We start from the raw sequence: 16,764 nt of genomic DNA, 5'->3' as shown, positions 1-16,764 counted from the left end.
ATGAGTAGATTAATAGGTAGATTACCAAAAGTAGGCATTCGTCCAGTAATTGATGGACGTGAATTAGGAGTAAGAGAATCTTTAGAAGTTCAAACCATGGATATGGCGAAAGCCGCAGCCAAATTAATAGAAGATACCTTACGATTTCCTAGTGGAGAACAAGTAGAATGCGTTATTGCAGACACAACTATTGGTGGTGTAGCAGATGCAGCAGCGTGTGCAGATAAATTTAAAAGAGAAGGTGTTGACGTATCGTTAACAGTAACACCATGTTGGTGCTACGGAACAGAAGTTATGGATACCGATCCATTAACTCCAAAAGCAGTTTGGGGTTTTAATGGAACAGAACGACCTGGAGCGGTTTATTTAGCAGCAGCATTGGCAGGTTATTCTCAAAAAGGATTGCCAGCGTTTGGAATTTATGGAAAAGAAGTTCAGGATGAAGGCGATCAAACCATTCCTCAAGATGTGTCTGAGAAAATTTTACGTTTCGTAAAAGGAGCTTTAGCAGTCGCTCAAATGAAAGGAAAATCGTATTTATCTATCGGTTACAGTTCAATGGGAATTGCTGGTTCTATGGTCGATGTGAATTTCTTACAAGACTATTTAGGTGTTAGAGCTGAGTTTGTAGAATCTGTTGAGCTTTTAAGACGAATCGATAAAGGAATTTACGATAAAGACGAGTACGAAAAAGCACTAGCTTGGACTAAAGAAAACTGTGTAGAAGGTAAAGATTATAACACACCAGAAACGCAAAAATCTGCTGAAGAAAAAGAGAAAGAATGGGAGAAAGTTGTGAAAATGACTTTAATCTGTAAAGATTTAATGAACGGAAACCCAAAGTTGAAGGAGATGGGCTTCGGTGAAGAATCTAAAGGTAGAAATGCCATAATGGGAGGCTTTCAAGGGCAACGTCAATGGACAGACTACCAGCCAAATGCAGATTTTACAGAATCAATTTTGAACTCGTCATTTGACTGGAACGGTATTCGTCAAGCATACACATTTGCAACTGAAAACGATTGTTTAAATGCTATTTCAATGTTATTTGGTCATTTATTAACCAATACAGCACAGTTGTTCTCAGACGTAAGAACGTATTGGAGTCCAGAATCAGTAGAACGTGTAACGGGAAAGAAATTAACAGGAATTGCCGAAAATGGTATCATTCACTTAATAAATTCTGGTTCTACAACCTTAGATGCCACAGCACAACAAACCGATGCTGATGGTAATCCAACGATGAAACCATTCTGGGATATTACAGAAGAAGAAGTTCAAAAATGTTTAGATAACACCAAATGGCCAGCTGCTATTTTCGAATACTTTAGAGGTGGTGGATTTTCTTCACAATTTAAAACTAAAGGATCGATGCCAATCACTATGTGTCGTTTGAATTTAGTAAAAGGCATAGGGCCAGTTTTACAAATCGCCGAAGGTTGGAGTGTAGAGTTACCAGAAGATGTTCATTATGTTTTAGATGAAAGAACCAACCCAACTTGGCCAACAACTTGGTTTGTTCCAAGAACAACTGGTAAAGGTGCTTTTAAAGATGTTTATACGGTAATGGCAAAATGGGGAGCAAACCATGGAGCAATTTCTCATGGACATATTGGTGCCGATTTAATTTCATTAGCTGCCATGTTACGTATTCCAGTAAACATGCATAATGTAGATGAAAATGATGTGTTTAGACCAAGTGCATGGTCTGCTTTTGGCGAAGAGCTAGAAGGAGCAGATTACAGAGCTTGTGAGAATTATGGCCCATTATACGGTTTCAAACATTAATATTTCAATTATAAGGAATAGGGTATATTTAGCTTGCGTTAGTTTTTACCCATCCTTCCACATATGATAATGAAGCTTATCCTTGTCGTAGTTTTTATAACTATTGTAACAGGAAAGCTTCGTTATCATTATATAGTTCCAAATCAATTCACTAAGCATAAGTCTTTCTGAGTGTATCAGAAAAGGCGACATGTAAACTATCTAAAGTGTTCAAATACTAATTTGGATACGCACGATTAAATCTAAGACACATGAAAAAAGTTATAGCCGTTATAGATATAGGAAAAACGAATAAGAAGATTTTTTTATTTGACGAATCGTTTAAAGTAGTGTCACAAAATGCCATTCAATTCAAAGAAATAATGGATGAAGATGGATTTGCTTGTGATGATATTGAATCGATAGAAAATTGGATTAAAAGTGAAATAAAAAAAGTCCAAGATTTAGGCCAATTTGAAATAAAAGCTATTAATTTTTCAACTCATGGAGCATCGTTAATCTACTTAGATAAAGACGGCAAACGTATGGCGCCATTATATAACTATTTAAAGCCATTAGATGTCGAGGATTTTAATGATTTTTATGAATCACAAGGTGGAGTAGAAGAGTTCTCAAGAAAAACGGCATCACCAGCTTATGGCATGTTAAATACAGGTTTACAGATGTTATGGTTTAAAAACTCTAAGCCAGAACAGTGGAAACAAGTCGATGCTATTTTACACTATCCACAATACCTAAGTTATCTATTTACAAATAAAATTACAGCCGATTTCACCTCAGTTGGTGCACATACAGCCACTTGGGATTTTGATAACATGCAATACCATAATTGGCTTAAAGATGAAAACATTCAGTTACCAGAACCTTGTAAAGGTAATGAAGCTGTAATTTCTGAAATTAATGGTGATCAAATTGCAGTTGGCACAGGATTGCACGATAGTTCATCATCTATAATTCCAATTTTAGAAAACGAAAATGATTTTGTTTTACTTTCCACAGGAACATGGATTATTGCCATGAATCCGTTTAGCAAGGAAACACTTACACAGCATCAACTTCAAAATAACTGCTTGTGTTTTATGACACCCGAAAAACAACAGGTAAAATCATCCATGCAGTTTTTAGGTCGTATCCACGAAGTATATATCAAAGCCTTGAGCGACTATTTTAAAGTAGATGTCAACACCCATTTAGATTTAGTTTTAAACACAACACTGTGCAAAGAATTAATAGATCAGGATACTCGTGTGTTTTTATCGGAAGGTATTGATACCGATTTTGAAGCACATCCTGAGTTTTTACAGAAATTCTTGTCCTACGAAACAGCCTATTATCAGTTGATATACGAAATCAGTAAAAAAGTAATTACAGGCATTGATTTAATATCTGATAAAAACTCAAAAATCACAGATGTGTATATTTCTGGTGGATTCAATAAAAATGAAGTCTTTATTAAGTTCCTAAAATGTTTGAAAGACGATATTGAAATAAAAATTTCAGACTGTAAAAATGAAAGTGCTTTAGGTGCTGCTTTGTTAATGAAATCGTATTTGTAAATAAGGTCTATTGAATAACTAAAAATTAGAACGTTCCTGTTTTAAGATCTGTTAAACAATTACCCATAAAACAGAACCTATCAATTATTGTTTTACAAATAAAGGAGCTCAATTGAGCTCCTTTATTTATTTAAGTATTTATGTATTCAGTTGATTACTATAGCTTCACCAACTTAGATGTTAAAGTTTGATTAGTATCATTTTGAACTTTCACCATATAAATTCCAGAATTTAAAGATGAAATATCAAAAGCATCAGTTCTTGTAAAAGCGCCTTTAAAAGACTTAACTAATTTTCCTGTTAAGTCGTAAATTTCAACATTTGAAACATTAACATTTATACTTAATGCCGATTGTGACGGATTAGGATAAATACTAAAACCTAACATGGTTTCGTCTTTAACACTTAGCACCTCTGATGATGTGTTACCTAATATTCTAAACTGACCTGCAGGTATTGTAATTGCTGAGGTTGAATTACTCACTGTTGTGTTTCCTGTAGCATCCATAAGATCATACCATGTCGTTGTAACACCAGCTGGGAAATAGGTATCGATACTTCGTGTAACGACATCAAAATTGGCAAGTATAATCACATTTTTCAATTCTGAAGATGGCATTGAATTATCAAATATATCAATTCGAGGAGTTAAATTTCCTGAAGTGATTGTGTAATCACCTTTAAAAACCGGTTCTTCAATTTTAAGTTTATGAAGTTTAGACCAGTCCTCGTAAATTTGACCTCTGAGGGCATCAGTTAGCCATTCATTGTCCCATTGTGGCTGTGGTTTCGTTGCGAGTTTACAACCATCGTTTTCAATACTTCCATCAGGGCAAGTGAAAATAGAGTTTTCCATACCTAGCTCCCCAAAATGCCAAATCATTTTTGGTCCTGGAACCATTACAGAAACAGCTCCTAAAGCCGACATTCTAGACAATGCCGTATTTAAATCTTGTACATTATGACTTCCATTACTTGTATTTCCTAAAGCTATATTCTTGTACATTAAACGCTCTTCATCATGACTCTCGGCATAACCAACAACTCTTGGCCCATTGAAACCACCATGCGCTTTATGCCCCATTCTGTCAATGTTTTTATTACCATCTTCTCCCATGGTCAATTCTCCATACGGTGAGTTCATTATGCCCCACATCATAATTCCTTTACCTTCATCTAAACGGTAATTTGCCCATTCTTTTTCTTCGTTATCGGATCCTAAATGTTCAAAAATTACATAATGATCTGGGTCTACTGACCATGAGTGATCGGCATATTCTTTTAAAACATCCACACGATCTTGTTGGTAACCGCCAGTACATCCTTCGTCACCACTAAGTGTTCCATTTCCACAATTTTGTGTAAACCCTTTGGTTAAATCCCAACGAAATCCATCAATGTTATATTCTTCAATCCAATAACTAACCACTTGTTTTACATAATCTCTTGTGTAATCTGAACTGTGATTAAAATCGTTACCAACACTATATGAGTGCATAGGAAATGCATTAAAGTATGGGTTGTCTGAAGAAGGGCCTCCCCAACCATCTCCATCTGGATCGTCCATCCACATTCTCACCATAGGATTTCGTCCGTAGGCATGATTAAAAGCAATATCTAAAATAACAGCAATACCATTTTGATGACAAATGTCTACAAGTTCTTTAAATTTTTCTGGTGTGCCATAAAATTTATCAATTGCCATATGAAATGCGGTATTATAACCCCAACTTTCATTGCCTTCAAATTCCATAATAGGCATTAACTCAATAGCGTTTATATTTAAGTTTTTGAAGTAATCAATTTTATCAATGATATCTTGAAAGTTTCGGTCTGCATCAAAATCTCTAATTAACACTTCATAAATAACTAAGTCTTCTTCAACTGGTTTTTCGAAATCAGTGACTTGCCAGTCGTATGGAGTTTGACCTGTTTGTAAAACCGTAACCTCACGTTCTTGTCCTGCTGGATAAGCTGGCATATTTGGATATGTTGAAGCAGGAATATAAGCGTCATCAAAAGGTGATAAAACTAAGGATGAATAGGGGTCAGCTACTTTAACTATAGACGGTGAATTGGCAACAGGATTGGTGTCAAAAACCCAATATTGGTAAGTTTCAATGGCTCCAGGTGTTAAACCTGATAGCTCTAACCAATATTTTCCTGTTGAAGGATCACGTTTCATTACGTCAGAAGCAGACGGTGAATAGTTGTTCCAACTACCAGCAACTTGAATAAATTCTTTGCCAGGTGCTGTTAAGACTAAAGTGGCTTTACTTGGATCTGTATGATAGTTAATACCATCTATCATATTTGCTGGTAATGCTTGTTCTACTACTGCTGGCACAACAATAACATCAAAACTTGCTTCTCCAGTCTCCGTAGAGCCAGGAGGTGTACCTACAAATTTTACCGTACCACTTTCTGTAACATTAGTAAGTGTTGCATTACATGCAGGAAATCCACAATTACCTGTAGCTACAGAAACATTATTATAAAATATTTCGAAACTGCCCTGAACCGTTGTAGATCCTTGAAATGTAATTGTTGCACTTAAAGATAAATCATTGCCAGAATTTAAAACTACAATTTCATTAGTTGGTTGCGTGATGTTGATAATCACTTTTCCTACTGGAAAAATAAAATCTTCACAACCATCATCTTTTAATTCTTGGGAGCCATCTTCATTTCTAAAAACCATACCTATCTGTGAAGCGGTATCAGCTTGTGCTTGGGTAATGCCATAATACGTTTGTGGAGTAATAGTAATACTAAACGTGCCATCACCATTATTGGTCATTTCGCCAACTCCATCATCAAATCCCCAATTACCAACAACACCATATCCAAAGGCATCAGAATTGTTCCCAATTCCTGAATGCATATATACTTTTGTCGGGTTATTTAGGCCATTACAATTACTGTCTGTACTGTTGGCATCAATTGTTATAGTAACTGGTTGGTCAACTTCTATTGCACTAACACTAAGACTAACTTGTGCATAAGCAAAGAATGAAAAGACTATAAAAAGGGTGGATAAAGTTTTTTTCATAGTTATGAGGTTTTAAAAAAAAAGCTATGTTTTAAACATAGCTTTTTAAGATTATTAAAATAATTTAATTCAATGTGATTGTTAAATTAACTGTATCTACAGTAAGTGTATAAGTACCAGGTGTGCCATCAAAAGAGAAATTGAAATCACCATCCATAGCATTACTAAAGTTACTATCAATGGTGTATCCTTGATCTTCATAGGTTGGATAGTTAGAACCTGAGTCCCAATCAGCATTTACGGTAAAAAACCTAAAGGCATCATTAGTAAACTCTACTTCTCCAGAATAGATTCCTACACCTGTACATGTTAAAGCTACTGGGTTTGCCCAGTCCCATCCGGTACCAACAATACCAGCGCCGACCAACCAAAGTTGTTCGTATTCGCATAGTAATTGTTCAGGTTCTAATGTAATGGTCTTGTTGATATCATCTACGGTTAAGAAATACGTTCCAGGAGTACCATCAAAAGAGAAATTTAGATCACCATCCATAGCATTACTAAAGTTACTATCAATGGTGTATCCTTGATCTTCATACGTTGGGTAGTTAGAACCTGAGTCCCAATCTCCATTGACGTTGAAGAATCTAAATGAATCGTTTGTAAATGTTACATTTCCTGAGTAGGTACCATTTCCAGTACAAGGTAAAGCAACAGGTGTGTCCCATGCCCAACCAGCATCAGGGACACCAGCACCAACTAACCATAATTGATCATAGTTACAGTTTGGTCCAACAACTGCAGGGCCTAATGTTATTGTTTTAGCTGCGGTATCTACTTCTATAAAATATTCGCCTGGTGTGCCTGTAAATTGGAAATTACTATCTCCATCTAATGCGTTTACTAAGTTAGCGTCAATAGTATAACCAACGGCTTCATAATAAGGGTAGTTTAAACCTGAATCCCAATCTGCAGCTACTGTAAAGAATCTAAAGGCATCGTTAGTTAAGTTAATGTTACCAGAGTACGTAGTACCTTGTAAAGGTAATTCTACTGGTGTTGCCCAGTCCCATCCTGCATCTACGGCACCTGCACCAACAACATATAATACTGGTGCTAGTTCTACATTAAACGGAGTAACGCTTATGGTAATAGGCTCAGAAAAACGTTCCATATTTCCACCTGGCATTTCAATTGTAGCTTTAATTCTAATATCTAAACTACCAACTTCTTCAGCTGTAAGACCTGCGCTAAGTGCAGTTTCATTAAAGGCTTCGTGAGTACTTGTATAAGTCATTCCTTCTGTACCTTCAGTTATTGCACTGGTAAAATCAGTTCCAGCTTGCGCAAATTGAATTTCATAATTTACAGATACTGTGGTGTTTTCTCCAAAGTCTGGGTCTTCCCAAGATACTGCAATAGCGTCATCATTTGGTGATGTTTCAAGTAAAACAAGTTCAAAGGTATTATCAGGACTCGTAATTACAGGAATAGCTTCTGAATACGACGACACACTAAAGCTTACACTATTAGTTATGTTAGATCCTGAAGTTACTCTCATAAAAACAGTGAATGGCTCAAAAGCATCTGCTCCAGCATCTAACAGCGTATTGTTAAACTCAGCAACTGTCATTGTAAATCGATCTGTAGAAGACGATCCAATAACCGTTGGGTTTTCAAATAACACATCTGGTGATAATTCAACCATATAACTTTCTCCAGAATTTAATTGGTCATTCCACACAATGGTGAATGCTTCATTATCTGGAAGGTTATAATTTAAATTAATATTAGATATCGCTGGCTCCAAGAGTTTAAATGAAGCATCTGGCGTAGTAATATCAATACTTTCTTCTGTTTCGCACGCCACAAAAACTAAGAATAGACTTAATATAAGCGCACTAATTTTATTGATTTTCATAGTGTTATTTTTTATAAGTTAAGTGGGATTAATATATAATCTCCAGTTAAGTCGTTAAACCAAACCTCATAATCATCTTGAACGATGACAGGAATTGATCCGCCTCCGTCAGTCGCAACACCAGAGAACGAAGTGTCTCCTCCCCAAGTAGATCCTGTATTGGTTACAAATTGTAAATCGCCGGTCTGAAGGTTGACGTTAGTTATATTCCAAATATGTGGATCTGCGTTAGATTGTGTCATTTCTACATTTTCTCCAGATAAAGCATCTCCTTCTATAGCTATGCTTGTATAATCTGTTGCACCACTCACGTCAAAGCTTGAAAACGTATAATGAGGTGCATCAGTTGGCATAGAGAAATTAATGGTAAACGTATAATAACCATCGGTCTCTACTCCAAATCGTCCCGGATCACCATCTTGTGTCGTTGGGTTTCCTGCAATACTTCCAGACTCTTGTTTAGTGTCGCTACCTTCATTATCCGTAACTCCCCATTGTGGTTGCCATTGTCCTCGCTCTTCTAAAATTTTAAAACGCCCCTGGTCAAAACCTCCACTTCCGGTACCGAAATATCCAGTGTAAGTATATAAATTAGTGTTAATTGCATTCCTAAATAGTGGTGGGTTATTACTGTTATTGTTCCAATCTGGGTCTTCCCAAACACCGTTACCGTCTATATCTAAAGCATTTCCAACGATATAAAAATCTTTTAAGGTATAGTTGTAGAACGGTTGAATTTGAAAACTAATAATATTTGAACTCACAGGAAGTCCATTTTGAGTTCCTATTGAACTTTCTACCTTAGCATACAAAGTATTAAACATAAAAGGTGGTAAACCTGCAGCACTAGCCGAAGAATTTAATTCGTTAACCGATAGGGTTGCCGATGTAGATCCGGTAATAGTCGTAGCGACCACAGGGTTTGTAAATGCATCATCAGTCGCAAAAATGACAGCATAATTTTCTGATGCTTGTTGTCCGTAATCTGCTTCATTCCAATTAAATGTTATTGCAGGATTGCCAGGATTTGTATCATCTAATTCTATCACTGTAATAGGAAGCTCGGCAAGTGTGATGGCTTCCGTTTCTGTAGCTGTAAATACTGAAGTGTCATCTTCACAAGAATTCACAAGGAATCCGAGTGTAAACACCGTTAATAGTACAACTTTAAATTTTAATATGTTTTTCATTGCTTTATTTTTTAGTATCCAGGGTTTTGAGTAAGGTTAGGATTAGAAGACATACTTAAATTTGGTATTGGAAAAAGGTTTAAATGTGACGGTATAGCAATACCATTACTACCGTTTCCTTTCCATGCCCAATTATAATTTCCACCAGTAAATAATCCGAAACGAATTAAATCTTGTCTTCTGTGTGCTTCCCAATGTAATTCTCTAGATCTTTCATCTAATATAAATGGTAGCGTTAATTCTCCTGCAGAAATGGTATTAGGATTATTAGCACGAGCTCTTAAATCGTTAACTAAGTTAACCGCTTCAGAGATTGTTCCGCCGCCACCTCTAAGATGTGCTTCGGCATACATTAAATGTACATCAGCTAATCTAAATAAAGGAAAATCGGTATCGACAAATGTTTGGTCTGCACCAGGAACACCATCAGAGCTTAAATTTGAATATTTTTGAATAATGTAACCTTGACTTTGGTCAGATATATCTGTTATACCAATAGGTCTATCAGCAGAAATGATTGTGTTTCTGTCATCATCGATAAAATCTCCACCTTCCCATAGTTGCGCAAATTCTTTTCTAACTCTAATAGCTCCTCCCCAAGCAGCTTCTGATACACCAACTTCGGCACCATTAACTTCAAGGCTTCCAACTGAACCATTAATCATAACAGTTGTAGGACCGTAGTTTTGAATTGTTACACCATCTGAAATAATAGGGAAAATAATTTCTCCGTTTGCAGAATTTAGGTTGTTATCAGCTTGAAAATTATTTTTGTATTCTGAAGCTAATACATAACCAGAATTTAATAATTGTTGGCAGTAATTTAAACAATCTGAATATCTTGGTGTACCTGTATAAACTTCAGCATTTAGATATATTTTAGCAAGAATCATGTAAGCCACACCTTTATCTGCTCTACCGTATTGGTTCTGACCAGCATCTACTAAATCAGATTCGATATCTAATAATTCACTCTCAATAAATTGAAAAAGCTCAGCGCGTTCTACAACAGGTAAAACCGTGTTTATGGCATCTGCTTCTGTTCCAAAGTTAGCTTTTCCGAAGAGATCCATCATATAATAGTAAGATAATGCTCTTAATAATCTCGCTTCTGCACGGTATTCTACGATATCTGCACGTACACTTTCTGAGACACTTCTAGCGTCTAATTTATCTGCTGTTGTTTCTCTTAAAAAGTTATTGGCAAGTGAAATCGTTAAATGTGTTCTACTGTACATTCCTAAAATCATAGGATTTTGAGCGGTCCAAATATTACGTTGAAGCTCTCTAGTTCCTGGATCGTTTTCGTAAGACCAAATCATTTGGTCTGCTGTTAATGTTTGCAGATATAATAATACACGTCCAAACTGACTAGTACCAGCATCAATACCTTCAATGTTAGAAGATTCTGGACCAAAAGTTCCCGTTAAGGCAAGGTTTGCGTATACACCAGCAATTACACGTTCGTAAGCCGCTTCATCTTCGTAAAGATCAGCACCTAATAATGTGTCGTCGTCATTTGGTGTAATATTTAAGTCGTCGGTACAAGACGTCAATGTAAACACCATTAATACAGCAATGACACTAATGTTTTTAATTATTCTTTTCATAGTTGTTAAAATTTAAAATTAGCACCAATTAATATGTTTCTTGGTCTAGGGTAAATTGTATTATCAATTCCGTTAAATACTTCTGGGTCTAAACCACTGTATTCTGTAATAGTAAATACATTTTGAATACCTCCCCAAAGTCTTACTGATTTTATAAATTTTGATAAGTCTTTAAATGTATATCCTAACGTAATGTTATCCATTTTTAAGAATGATGCATTTTCAATATAAACATCAGAAAGGATGACATCAGATGTGGTTTGAAAATTAGTATCTAAAACGGATGTTGGAATATTTCCTAATACAGCATCACTACGTAATAAATCAAATTGTGCACGAGCAGAATTTACATTGTTATAAACGTAGTTTCCGATGTTAGCTCTTAAGTTAAATGAAAAATCAAAACCTTTGTATTCTAAATTCGTTTGAAATCCAAAGATAACATCTGCATCTGGGTTTTCTTTAAGGTAACGATCTTCATCATTTATGATGTTATCTCCATTTAAATCTACGTAAGCACCTTCAATATAATTGCCCTGTGTATCTCTTAATTGTTTAAACACGTAGAAAGAGTTTGGTGATTCACCTTCTCTAAATAATTGAATAAAGTTTCCTGTTCCACCTGCAATACCTCCAGTTGTAACATCTTGGCCAAAGGCTAATTCTGTGATTTCTCGGTCTAGAAGTGTAGCATTGAAGTTGAAATTTAAGTTAAAATCTTCTTTTCTTATCACATCTGTATTAAGTGTAAATTCCAAACCTTGAATTCTAAGGTTTCCAATATTTTGAACAATACTGTTAGAGAAGTTACTACCATCTGGTACAGGTGCGTTAAATAATAAGTCTTCTGAATCTTTCTGGAAAACGTTTAAACTACCAGTAACATACTCATCGAATAAGCCATAGTCAATACCGACTTCTAAGGTTTTTGTCTCTTCCCACTTTAAATCAGGATTAATTTCTGAAGGAATTAAAGACGATACAACACCATTTCCAAATTGATATTGAGAATTATTTGAACCGGCTTGGTAACGACTTAAAAATAAATCGCGTTCACCAATCTCTTGCTGACCTGTAATACCATAACCAACTCTTAATTTTAAGTTCGATATTGTTTTAGAATCTTTAAGGAAATCTTCATCGCTTAACTTCCATGCAAAAGCACCAGCGTAGAAATCTCCCCATCTGTTGTCTTCACTAAATCGCGATGTTCCATCTCTTCTGTACGTTAGTGTCATTAAGTATTTTTCGGCAACCGTAAGATTCGCTCTTCCAAAAAATCCGATTAACACAATGTCTGGATCTGCAAACGTATCACCAAAACTATTTGGATCTCTTTGGTTTCCTGTGAAATGACCTTCATTAGTAAATCTTTGGTAAGAATAACCTGCAGTTAAATCAGTATTAATAGTACCAAACTTCTTATTATAATTTAAGAAACCATCTAAAGATTGGTTAGTTCTTTCTTGGAAACTAAATGATCTATTGCCTTTAATAGGATCATTTGTTGCATATATAGAGTTGTTACGAGAAACACCTTCAGTTTTATCATACCCTAAGTTTAATACAAATTTCATCTCTGGTAAGAAATGGAATTTATAGTCAAAATTAATATTACCATAGAAACGTTCAGAATCTCCAATGTTATTAGTTTGTAACAATGCTGCTACAGGATTTGAACCTCCTAATAAAAGTGTATTACCATTTCTGTGTTGGTAAAAACCTCCGAAAGGTGATGAAGGATCATAAACCGGTTGTGTTGGGTCGTACCTCAATGCAGCTCCAATTTGTCCGGAATCACCAAATCTATTATCCTCGTAAGATAGGTTTGTGTTTAAGTTCACTTTAAGGTGATTATCAAAAAATGTTGGATTTAATGATAACGACAAGTTTCGTCTATCAAATTCAGACGTTAATATTGCACCTTCTTGCTCTGTAACTCCAAAAGAGAAACGTGCTGGTATAGCATTAAATAATGAACCTCTTACAGTAACATTGTGATTTACTGAAACTGTTTTTCTGAAAATTTCATCTTGCCAATCCGTGTTGGCATCTCCTAATTGAGAGATGAAATTATTTGGTAAATTTTGAGCGATTACTTGTGCTCTAAATTCATCTGCAGAAAATACTTCAATTTGCTCGTCAATATCTCCTAAGGTGTATTGTACATCATAATCTACACTGAATTCCGATCGACCTTTTTTAGTGACAATAATAATGACACCATTAGAGGCTCTTGAACCGTAAATAGCAGTTGCTGAAGCATCTTTTAAAACGGTAAAAGAATCAATGTCGTTAGGATTAATACTTGCTAAAACACCTCTAGAACCTCCTACGTTATCATTTGTAATAGGCAATCCATCAATTACTATTAACGGATTATTAGATGCATTTATTGAAGAACCACCTCTAATTTTAATTTCTGATCCAGATCCTGGAGCACCACTTGTATTAACGGTTACACCGGCAACACGACCACTTAATAAGTTCTCAGGTGTTACAATGTTTCCACGTGTAAAATCTTTCGATGTTACGGCGTCCACAGAACCTGTCGCATCTTTTTTAGTGGTTGTACCATAACCAATAAGGATAACTTCCTCTAATTGAGAAGCATCTTCCTCTATGGCAACATCTATATTAGATTGACCGGTAAACTCAATTTCTTGTGGTGTATAACCAACATAAGAGTAAACAATAATTTCACCTTGATTTACTTCTAATGAATATTTGCCATCGAAATCTGTAGCGGTTCCTCTGGCAGTCCCTTTAATAATAACATTTACACCAGGTAAAGGCATGGCGTTTGCTTTGTCTGTAACAGTACCAGTAACGGTAGATTGTGCCATCAAGGTCGTTGGCAAAATAATGAGACAGAATAGTAAAGCATTTAAAATTGTTTTCATACAAATTATTTAAGTTAATTGCTTAGTTATTTGATTTATATTTTCACTTCTCGGGTTAAATCTATGTAAAATTAACTTGATTTAACGTTATATTTACATGACGAAAGTCACGCAAACGTTTTCGTGTTAAGAACTTTTTAATTATTGGTAGAATTATCAGTATAATTATGAAAATCTGTGCTTTTTTCAATAAATATGAGAGAAAATTATGAAGTCCTAAATTTTGAATCTAAATATTCACTTATATTCGTTCCATATTTGCATCAATTATGAAGAGAAAAATTACCTTAAAACAAATTGCTAGAGAACTCGATGTATCTATTTCTACAGTATCTAAAGCATTGCGAAATAGTGCTGAAATTAGTGATGATACAAAACAAAAAATCCAAGCTTTTGCAAAACTCTATAACTATAGGCCTAATAATATTGCATTAAGTCTAAAAAACCGACGAACGAATACTATTGGTATTATTATACCAGAAATTGTTCATCACTTTTTCTCAGAAGTGATACGAGGTGCAGAGTTGGTAGCTAATAAAAGAGGGTATAATGTTATTATTGGTCTCTCTAACGAGTCCTTTTCTAAAGAGGTGATTAATATGGAAATGCTTGCTAATGGTAGTATAGATGGATTTATATTATCTATGTCTAAAGAAACACTGCAACAACAAGATTACCATCATTTTAATGAAACGATGAGTCAAGGGATGCCCGTTGTTATGTTTGATAGAGTAGTTTCGGAAATTAAATGCGATAAAGTTATCGTAGATGACTTTAATGGGGCAAAAAATGCCGTTGAAAAATTAATTGAAAATAAATGTAAATCCATTGCTTTAATAAGTACACCAGACTATGTGAGTGTTGGTAAATTAAGAACTCAAGGGTATCTTGAAGCACTAAATGAAAATAACATTTTAGCAGAGTCTAAACTAATACTAAAAATAGATGATACCGTAGATTATGAGGTTCATTTAGACGCGTTAGAAGCTGAAATAGAACAGCTTTTTAAAGCGAATAAAAAAATTGATGGTGTATTTGCAGTGAACGAGTTGTACGCCTTAACAGCTATGAAAGTCGCTAGGAAATTAGGGTTAAATGTGCCTAATGATGTACAGGTCATTGGCTTCACAGATGGAGTTTTGTCAAAGCATGCAACACCAAGCCTAACTACGGTTAGCCAGCATGCACAACAAATGGGGGAGAAAGCAGCGCAACTATTAATAGACAAATTAGAGAGCGAAGTTAATCCTGCAGACGAAGAATTTCATACTGTGGTTATTGCCACCGATTTAGTTGAGCGAGAATCCACTAAATAAAAAAATATTATTGTCGTTTTAAAATCTTTTATATCTTTACGCCATATTCAAAACTTATATTTTCACTTCTCACATAAGTTTTGATAAGCTAAGCTTGTCAGAATAGTATTAACTCTAATATACTATTTAATGGAAAAGCGTAGAATGAGTTTCTGGCAAATCTGGAACATGAGTTTTGGATTTCTGGGAATACAGATGGGTTTCGCCCTTCAAAATGCCAACGCAAGTAGAATTCTTCAAATTTTTGGAGCAGATGTTCACGAACTTTCATGGTTTTGGATTATTGCACCCTTGATGGGTTTAATTGTTCAACCAATTGTTGGTTACTATAGTGATAAAACTTGGGGGAAGTTAGGTCGAAGAAAACCTTATTTCTTAGTTGGTGCAATTTTAGCATCAATAGGTTTAGTGCTTATGCCACAGGCAGATATGTTTATTGCATTTTTACCAGCACTTTGGGTTGGAGCAGGAATGCTAATGATAATGGATGCCTCTTTTAATATTGCTATGGAACCTTTTCGTGCTTTAGTTGGCGACAACTTAAGAACAGATCAGCGTACCGCAGGATTTAGTATACAAACGGCATTAATAGGTTTTGGTGCTGTAATTGGCTCGTGGTTACCTTATGCATTAACCAATTGGTTTGGTGTTTCAAATGAAACCGTTGCAGGTGTTGTTCCAATGAATTTGATTCTATCTTTTATTATTGGAGCCGTTATTTTAGTTATTTCAATTTTAGTAACCGTTGCCACCACAAAAGAGTACTCACCTGAGGAATTAGATAGTTTTGAAGATCATCAAGAAAACAATGACTCTTCGTCTTTAGAAGTCGAAAAATCAAGCCTTTTAGATATTTTCGAAGACTTTAAAAAAATGCCAGCAACAATGCGCCAATTAAGTTGGGTGCAATTCTTTTCTTGGTTTGGACTTTTTGGTATGTGGGTTTTTGCGACTCCAGCGATCGCACAACATATCTACGGCTTACCGCATACAGATAGTAGTAGTTCTACATACCAAGACGCAGGTGATTGGGTTGGTATCCTATTTGGTGTTTATAATTTAGTGTCAGCATTTTATGCTTTTGCATTACCTTATATCGCTAAAAAAATAGGACGAAAACGTACCCATTCTATCTCATTAATTATCGGTGGACTTGGATTGCTTTCTATTTACATCATGCCAAATGAAAACTGGCTTATCGTTTCTATGATAGGTATTGGTATTGCATGGGCAAGTATTTTAGCTATGCCTTATGCTATTTTAGCTGGTTCCATTACACCAAGAAAGATGGGAGTTTACATGGGAATTTTCAACTTTTTCATAGTAATTCCTCAAATAATTAATGCACTAATTGGTGGACCGTTAGTAAAGTATGCGTATAGTGATCAAGCCATTTATGCTTTAGTAATGAGTGGTGTTAGTTTCTTAATTGCTGCAGCATTAGTATCAAAAGTAAAAGACGTTGACGACGTCATCCAAAATTAAAAA

General features: G+C 35.2%; 9 protein-coding genes. 4 read left to right on the top strand and 5 right to left on the bottom strand.

The features are described 5' to 3' along the window. Entirely contained in the window at positions 1–1,788 is a 1,788-nt protein-coding gene (locus ITJ86_RS02310) for an L-fucose isomerase (protein ID WP_195869984.1), read from the top strand. 251 nt (positions 1,789–2,039) lie between these two features. Further along, positions 2,040–3,344, top strand: coding sequence for an FGGY family carbohydrate kinase (locus tag ITJ86_RS02305; protein ID WP_195869983.1), 1,305 nt, complete (start codon positions 2,040–2,042; stop codon positions 3,342–3,344). Between the two features lie 157 nt (positions 3,345–3,501). Here the strand turns inward: ITJ86_RS02305 and ITJ86_RS02300 are convergent, their stop codons facing one another. From ITJ86_RS02300 to ITJ86_RS02280, 5 genes are all read right to left on the bottom strand, one after another. Next, on the bottom strand, positions 3,502–6,396 hold the full coding sequence (locus ITJ86_RS02300) for an alpha-amylase family glycosyl hydrolase (RefSeq protein WP_195869982.1): 2,895 nt from the start codon (positions 6,394–6,396) through the stop codon (positions 3,502–3,504). Between the two features lie 64 nt (positions 6,397–6,460). After that, positions 6,461–8,257: a SusE domain-containing protein gene (locus ITJ86_RS02295; RefSeq protein WP_195869981.1), complete on the bottom strand. Its 1,797-nt coding sequence runs from the start codon at positions 8,255–8,257 to the stop codon at positions 6,461–6,463. Positions 8,258–8,268: 11 nt separating this feature from the next. Next, positions 8,269–9,447 carry a SusE domain-containing protein gene (locus ITJ86_RS02290; RefSeq protein WP_195869980.1) on the bottom strand — a complete coding sequence of 393 codons (1,179 nt, stop codon included), beginning with the start codon at positions 9,445–9,447 and terminating at the stop codon, positions 8,269–8,271. 11 nt (positions 9,448–9,458) lie between these two features. Beyond that, positions 9,459–11,057 carry a RagB/SusD family nutrient uptake outer membrane protein gene (locus tag ITJ86_RS02285; RefSeq protein ID WP_195869979.1) on the bottom strand — a complete coding sequence of 533 codons (1,599 nt, stop codon included), beginning with the start codon at positions 11,055–11,057 and terminating at the stop codon, positions 9,459–9,461. 5 nt (positions 11,058–11,062) lie between these two features. Then, positions 11,063–13,960 (bottom strand): SusC/RagA family TonB-linked outer membrane protein, encoded by a 2,898-nt coding sequence (locus ITJ86_RS02280; protein WP_195869978.1) that lies wholly within the window; start codon positions 13,958–13,960, stop codon positions 11,063–11,065. Positions 13,961–14,229: 269 nt separating this feature from the next. Between ITJ86_RS02280 and ITJ86_RS02275 the strand changes: the two genes are divergently transcribed. Together ITJ86_RS02275 and ITJ86_RS02270 are read left to right on the top strand one after the other, a co-directional pair. Continuing rightward, on the top strand, positions 14,230–15,276 hold the full coding sequence (locus ITJ86_RS02275; protein WP_195869977.1) for a LacI family DNA-binding transcriptional regulator: 1,047 nt from the start codon (positions 14,230–14,232) through the stop codon (positions 15,274–15,276). A 129-nt stretch (positions 15,277–15,405) separates the two neighbouring features. Then, on the top strand, positions 15,406–16,761 hold the full coding sequence (locus ITJ86_RS02270) for an MFS transporter (protein WP_195869976.1): 1,356 nt from the start codon (positions 15,406–15,408) through the stop codon (positions 16,759–16,761). Positions 16,762–16,764 lie beyond the last annotated feature (3 nt).

This window comes from Winogradskyella marina, from assembly GCF_015645385.1.
In the GTDB taxonomy this organism is placed as follows: domain Bacteria; phylum Bacteroidota; class Bacteroidia; order Flavobacteriales; family Flavobacteriaceae; genus Winogradskyella; species Winogradskyella marina.
This window is presented reverse-complemented; position numbering and strand designations above follow the sequence as displayed.

What these genes read in the sequence shown, in the direction of transcription:
- ITJ86_RS02305 (WP_195869983.1), top strand. Translation starts at nt 2,040, where the DNA reads ATGAAAAAAGTTATAGCCGTTATAGATATAGGAAAAACGAATAAGAAG.
- ITJ86_RS02310 (WP_195869984.1), top strand. Translation starts at nt 1, where the DNA reads ATGAGTAGATTAATAGGTAGATTACCAAAAGTAGGCATTCGTCCAGTA.
- ITJ86_RS02280 (WP_195869978.1), bottom strand. Translation starts at nt 13,960, where the DNA reads ATGAAAACAATTTTAAATGCTTTACTATTCTGTCTCATTATTTTGCCA.
- ITJ86_RS02285 (WP_195869979.1), bottom strand. Translation starts at nt 11,057, where the DNA reads ATGAAAAGAATAATTAAAAACATTAGTGTCATTGCTGTATTAATGGTG.
- ITJ86_RS02275 (WP_195869977.1), top strand. Translation starts at nt 14,230, where the DNA reads ATGAAGAGAAAAATTACCTTAAAACAAATTGCTAGAGAACTCGATGTA.
- ITJ86_RS02295 (WP_195869981.1), bottom strand. Translation starts at nt 8,257, where the DNA reads ATGAAAATCAATAAAATTAGTGCGCTTATATTAAGTCTATTCTTAGTT.
- ITJ86_RS02290 (WP_195869980.1), bottom strand. Translation starts at nt 9,447, where the DNA reads ATGAAAAACATATTAAAATTTAAAGTTGTACTATTAACGGTGTTTACA.
- ITJ86_RS02270 (WP_195869976.1), top strand. Translation starts at nt 15,406, where the DNA reads ATGGAAAAGCGTAGAATGAGTTTCTGGCAAATCTGGAACATGAGTTTT.
- ITJ86_RS02300 (WP_195869982.1), bottom strand. Translation starts at nt 6,396, where the DNA reads ATGAAAAAAACTTTATCCACCCTTTTTATAGTCTTTTCATTCTTTGCT.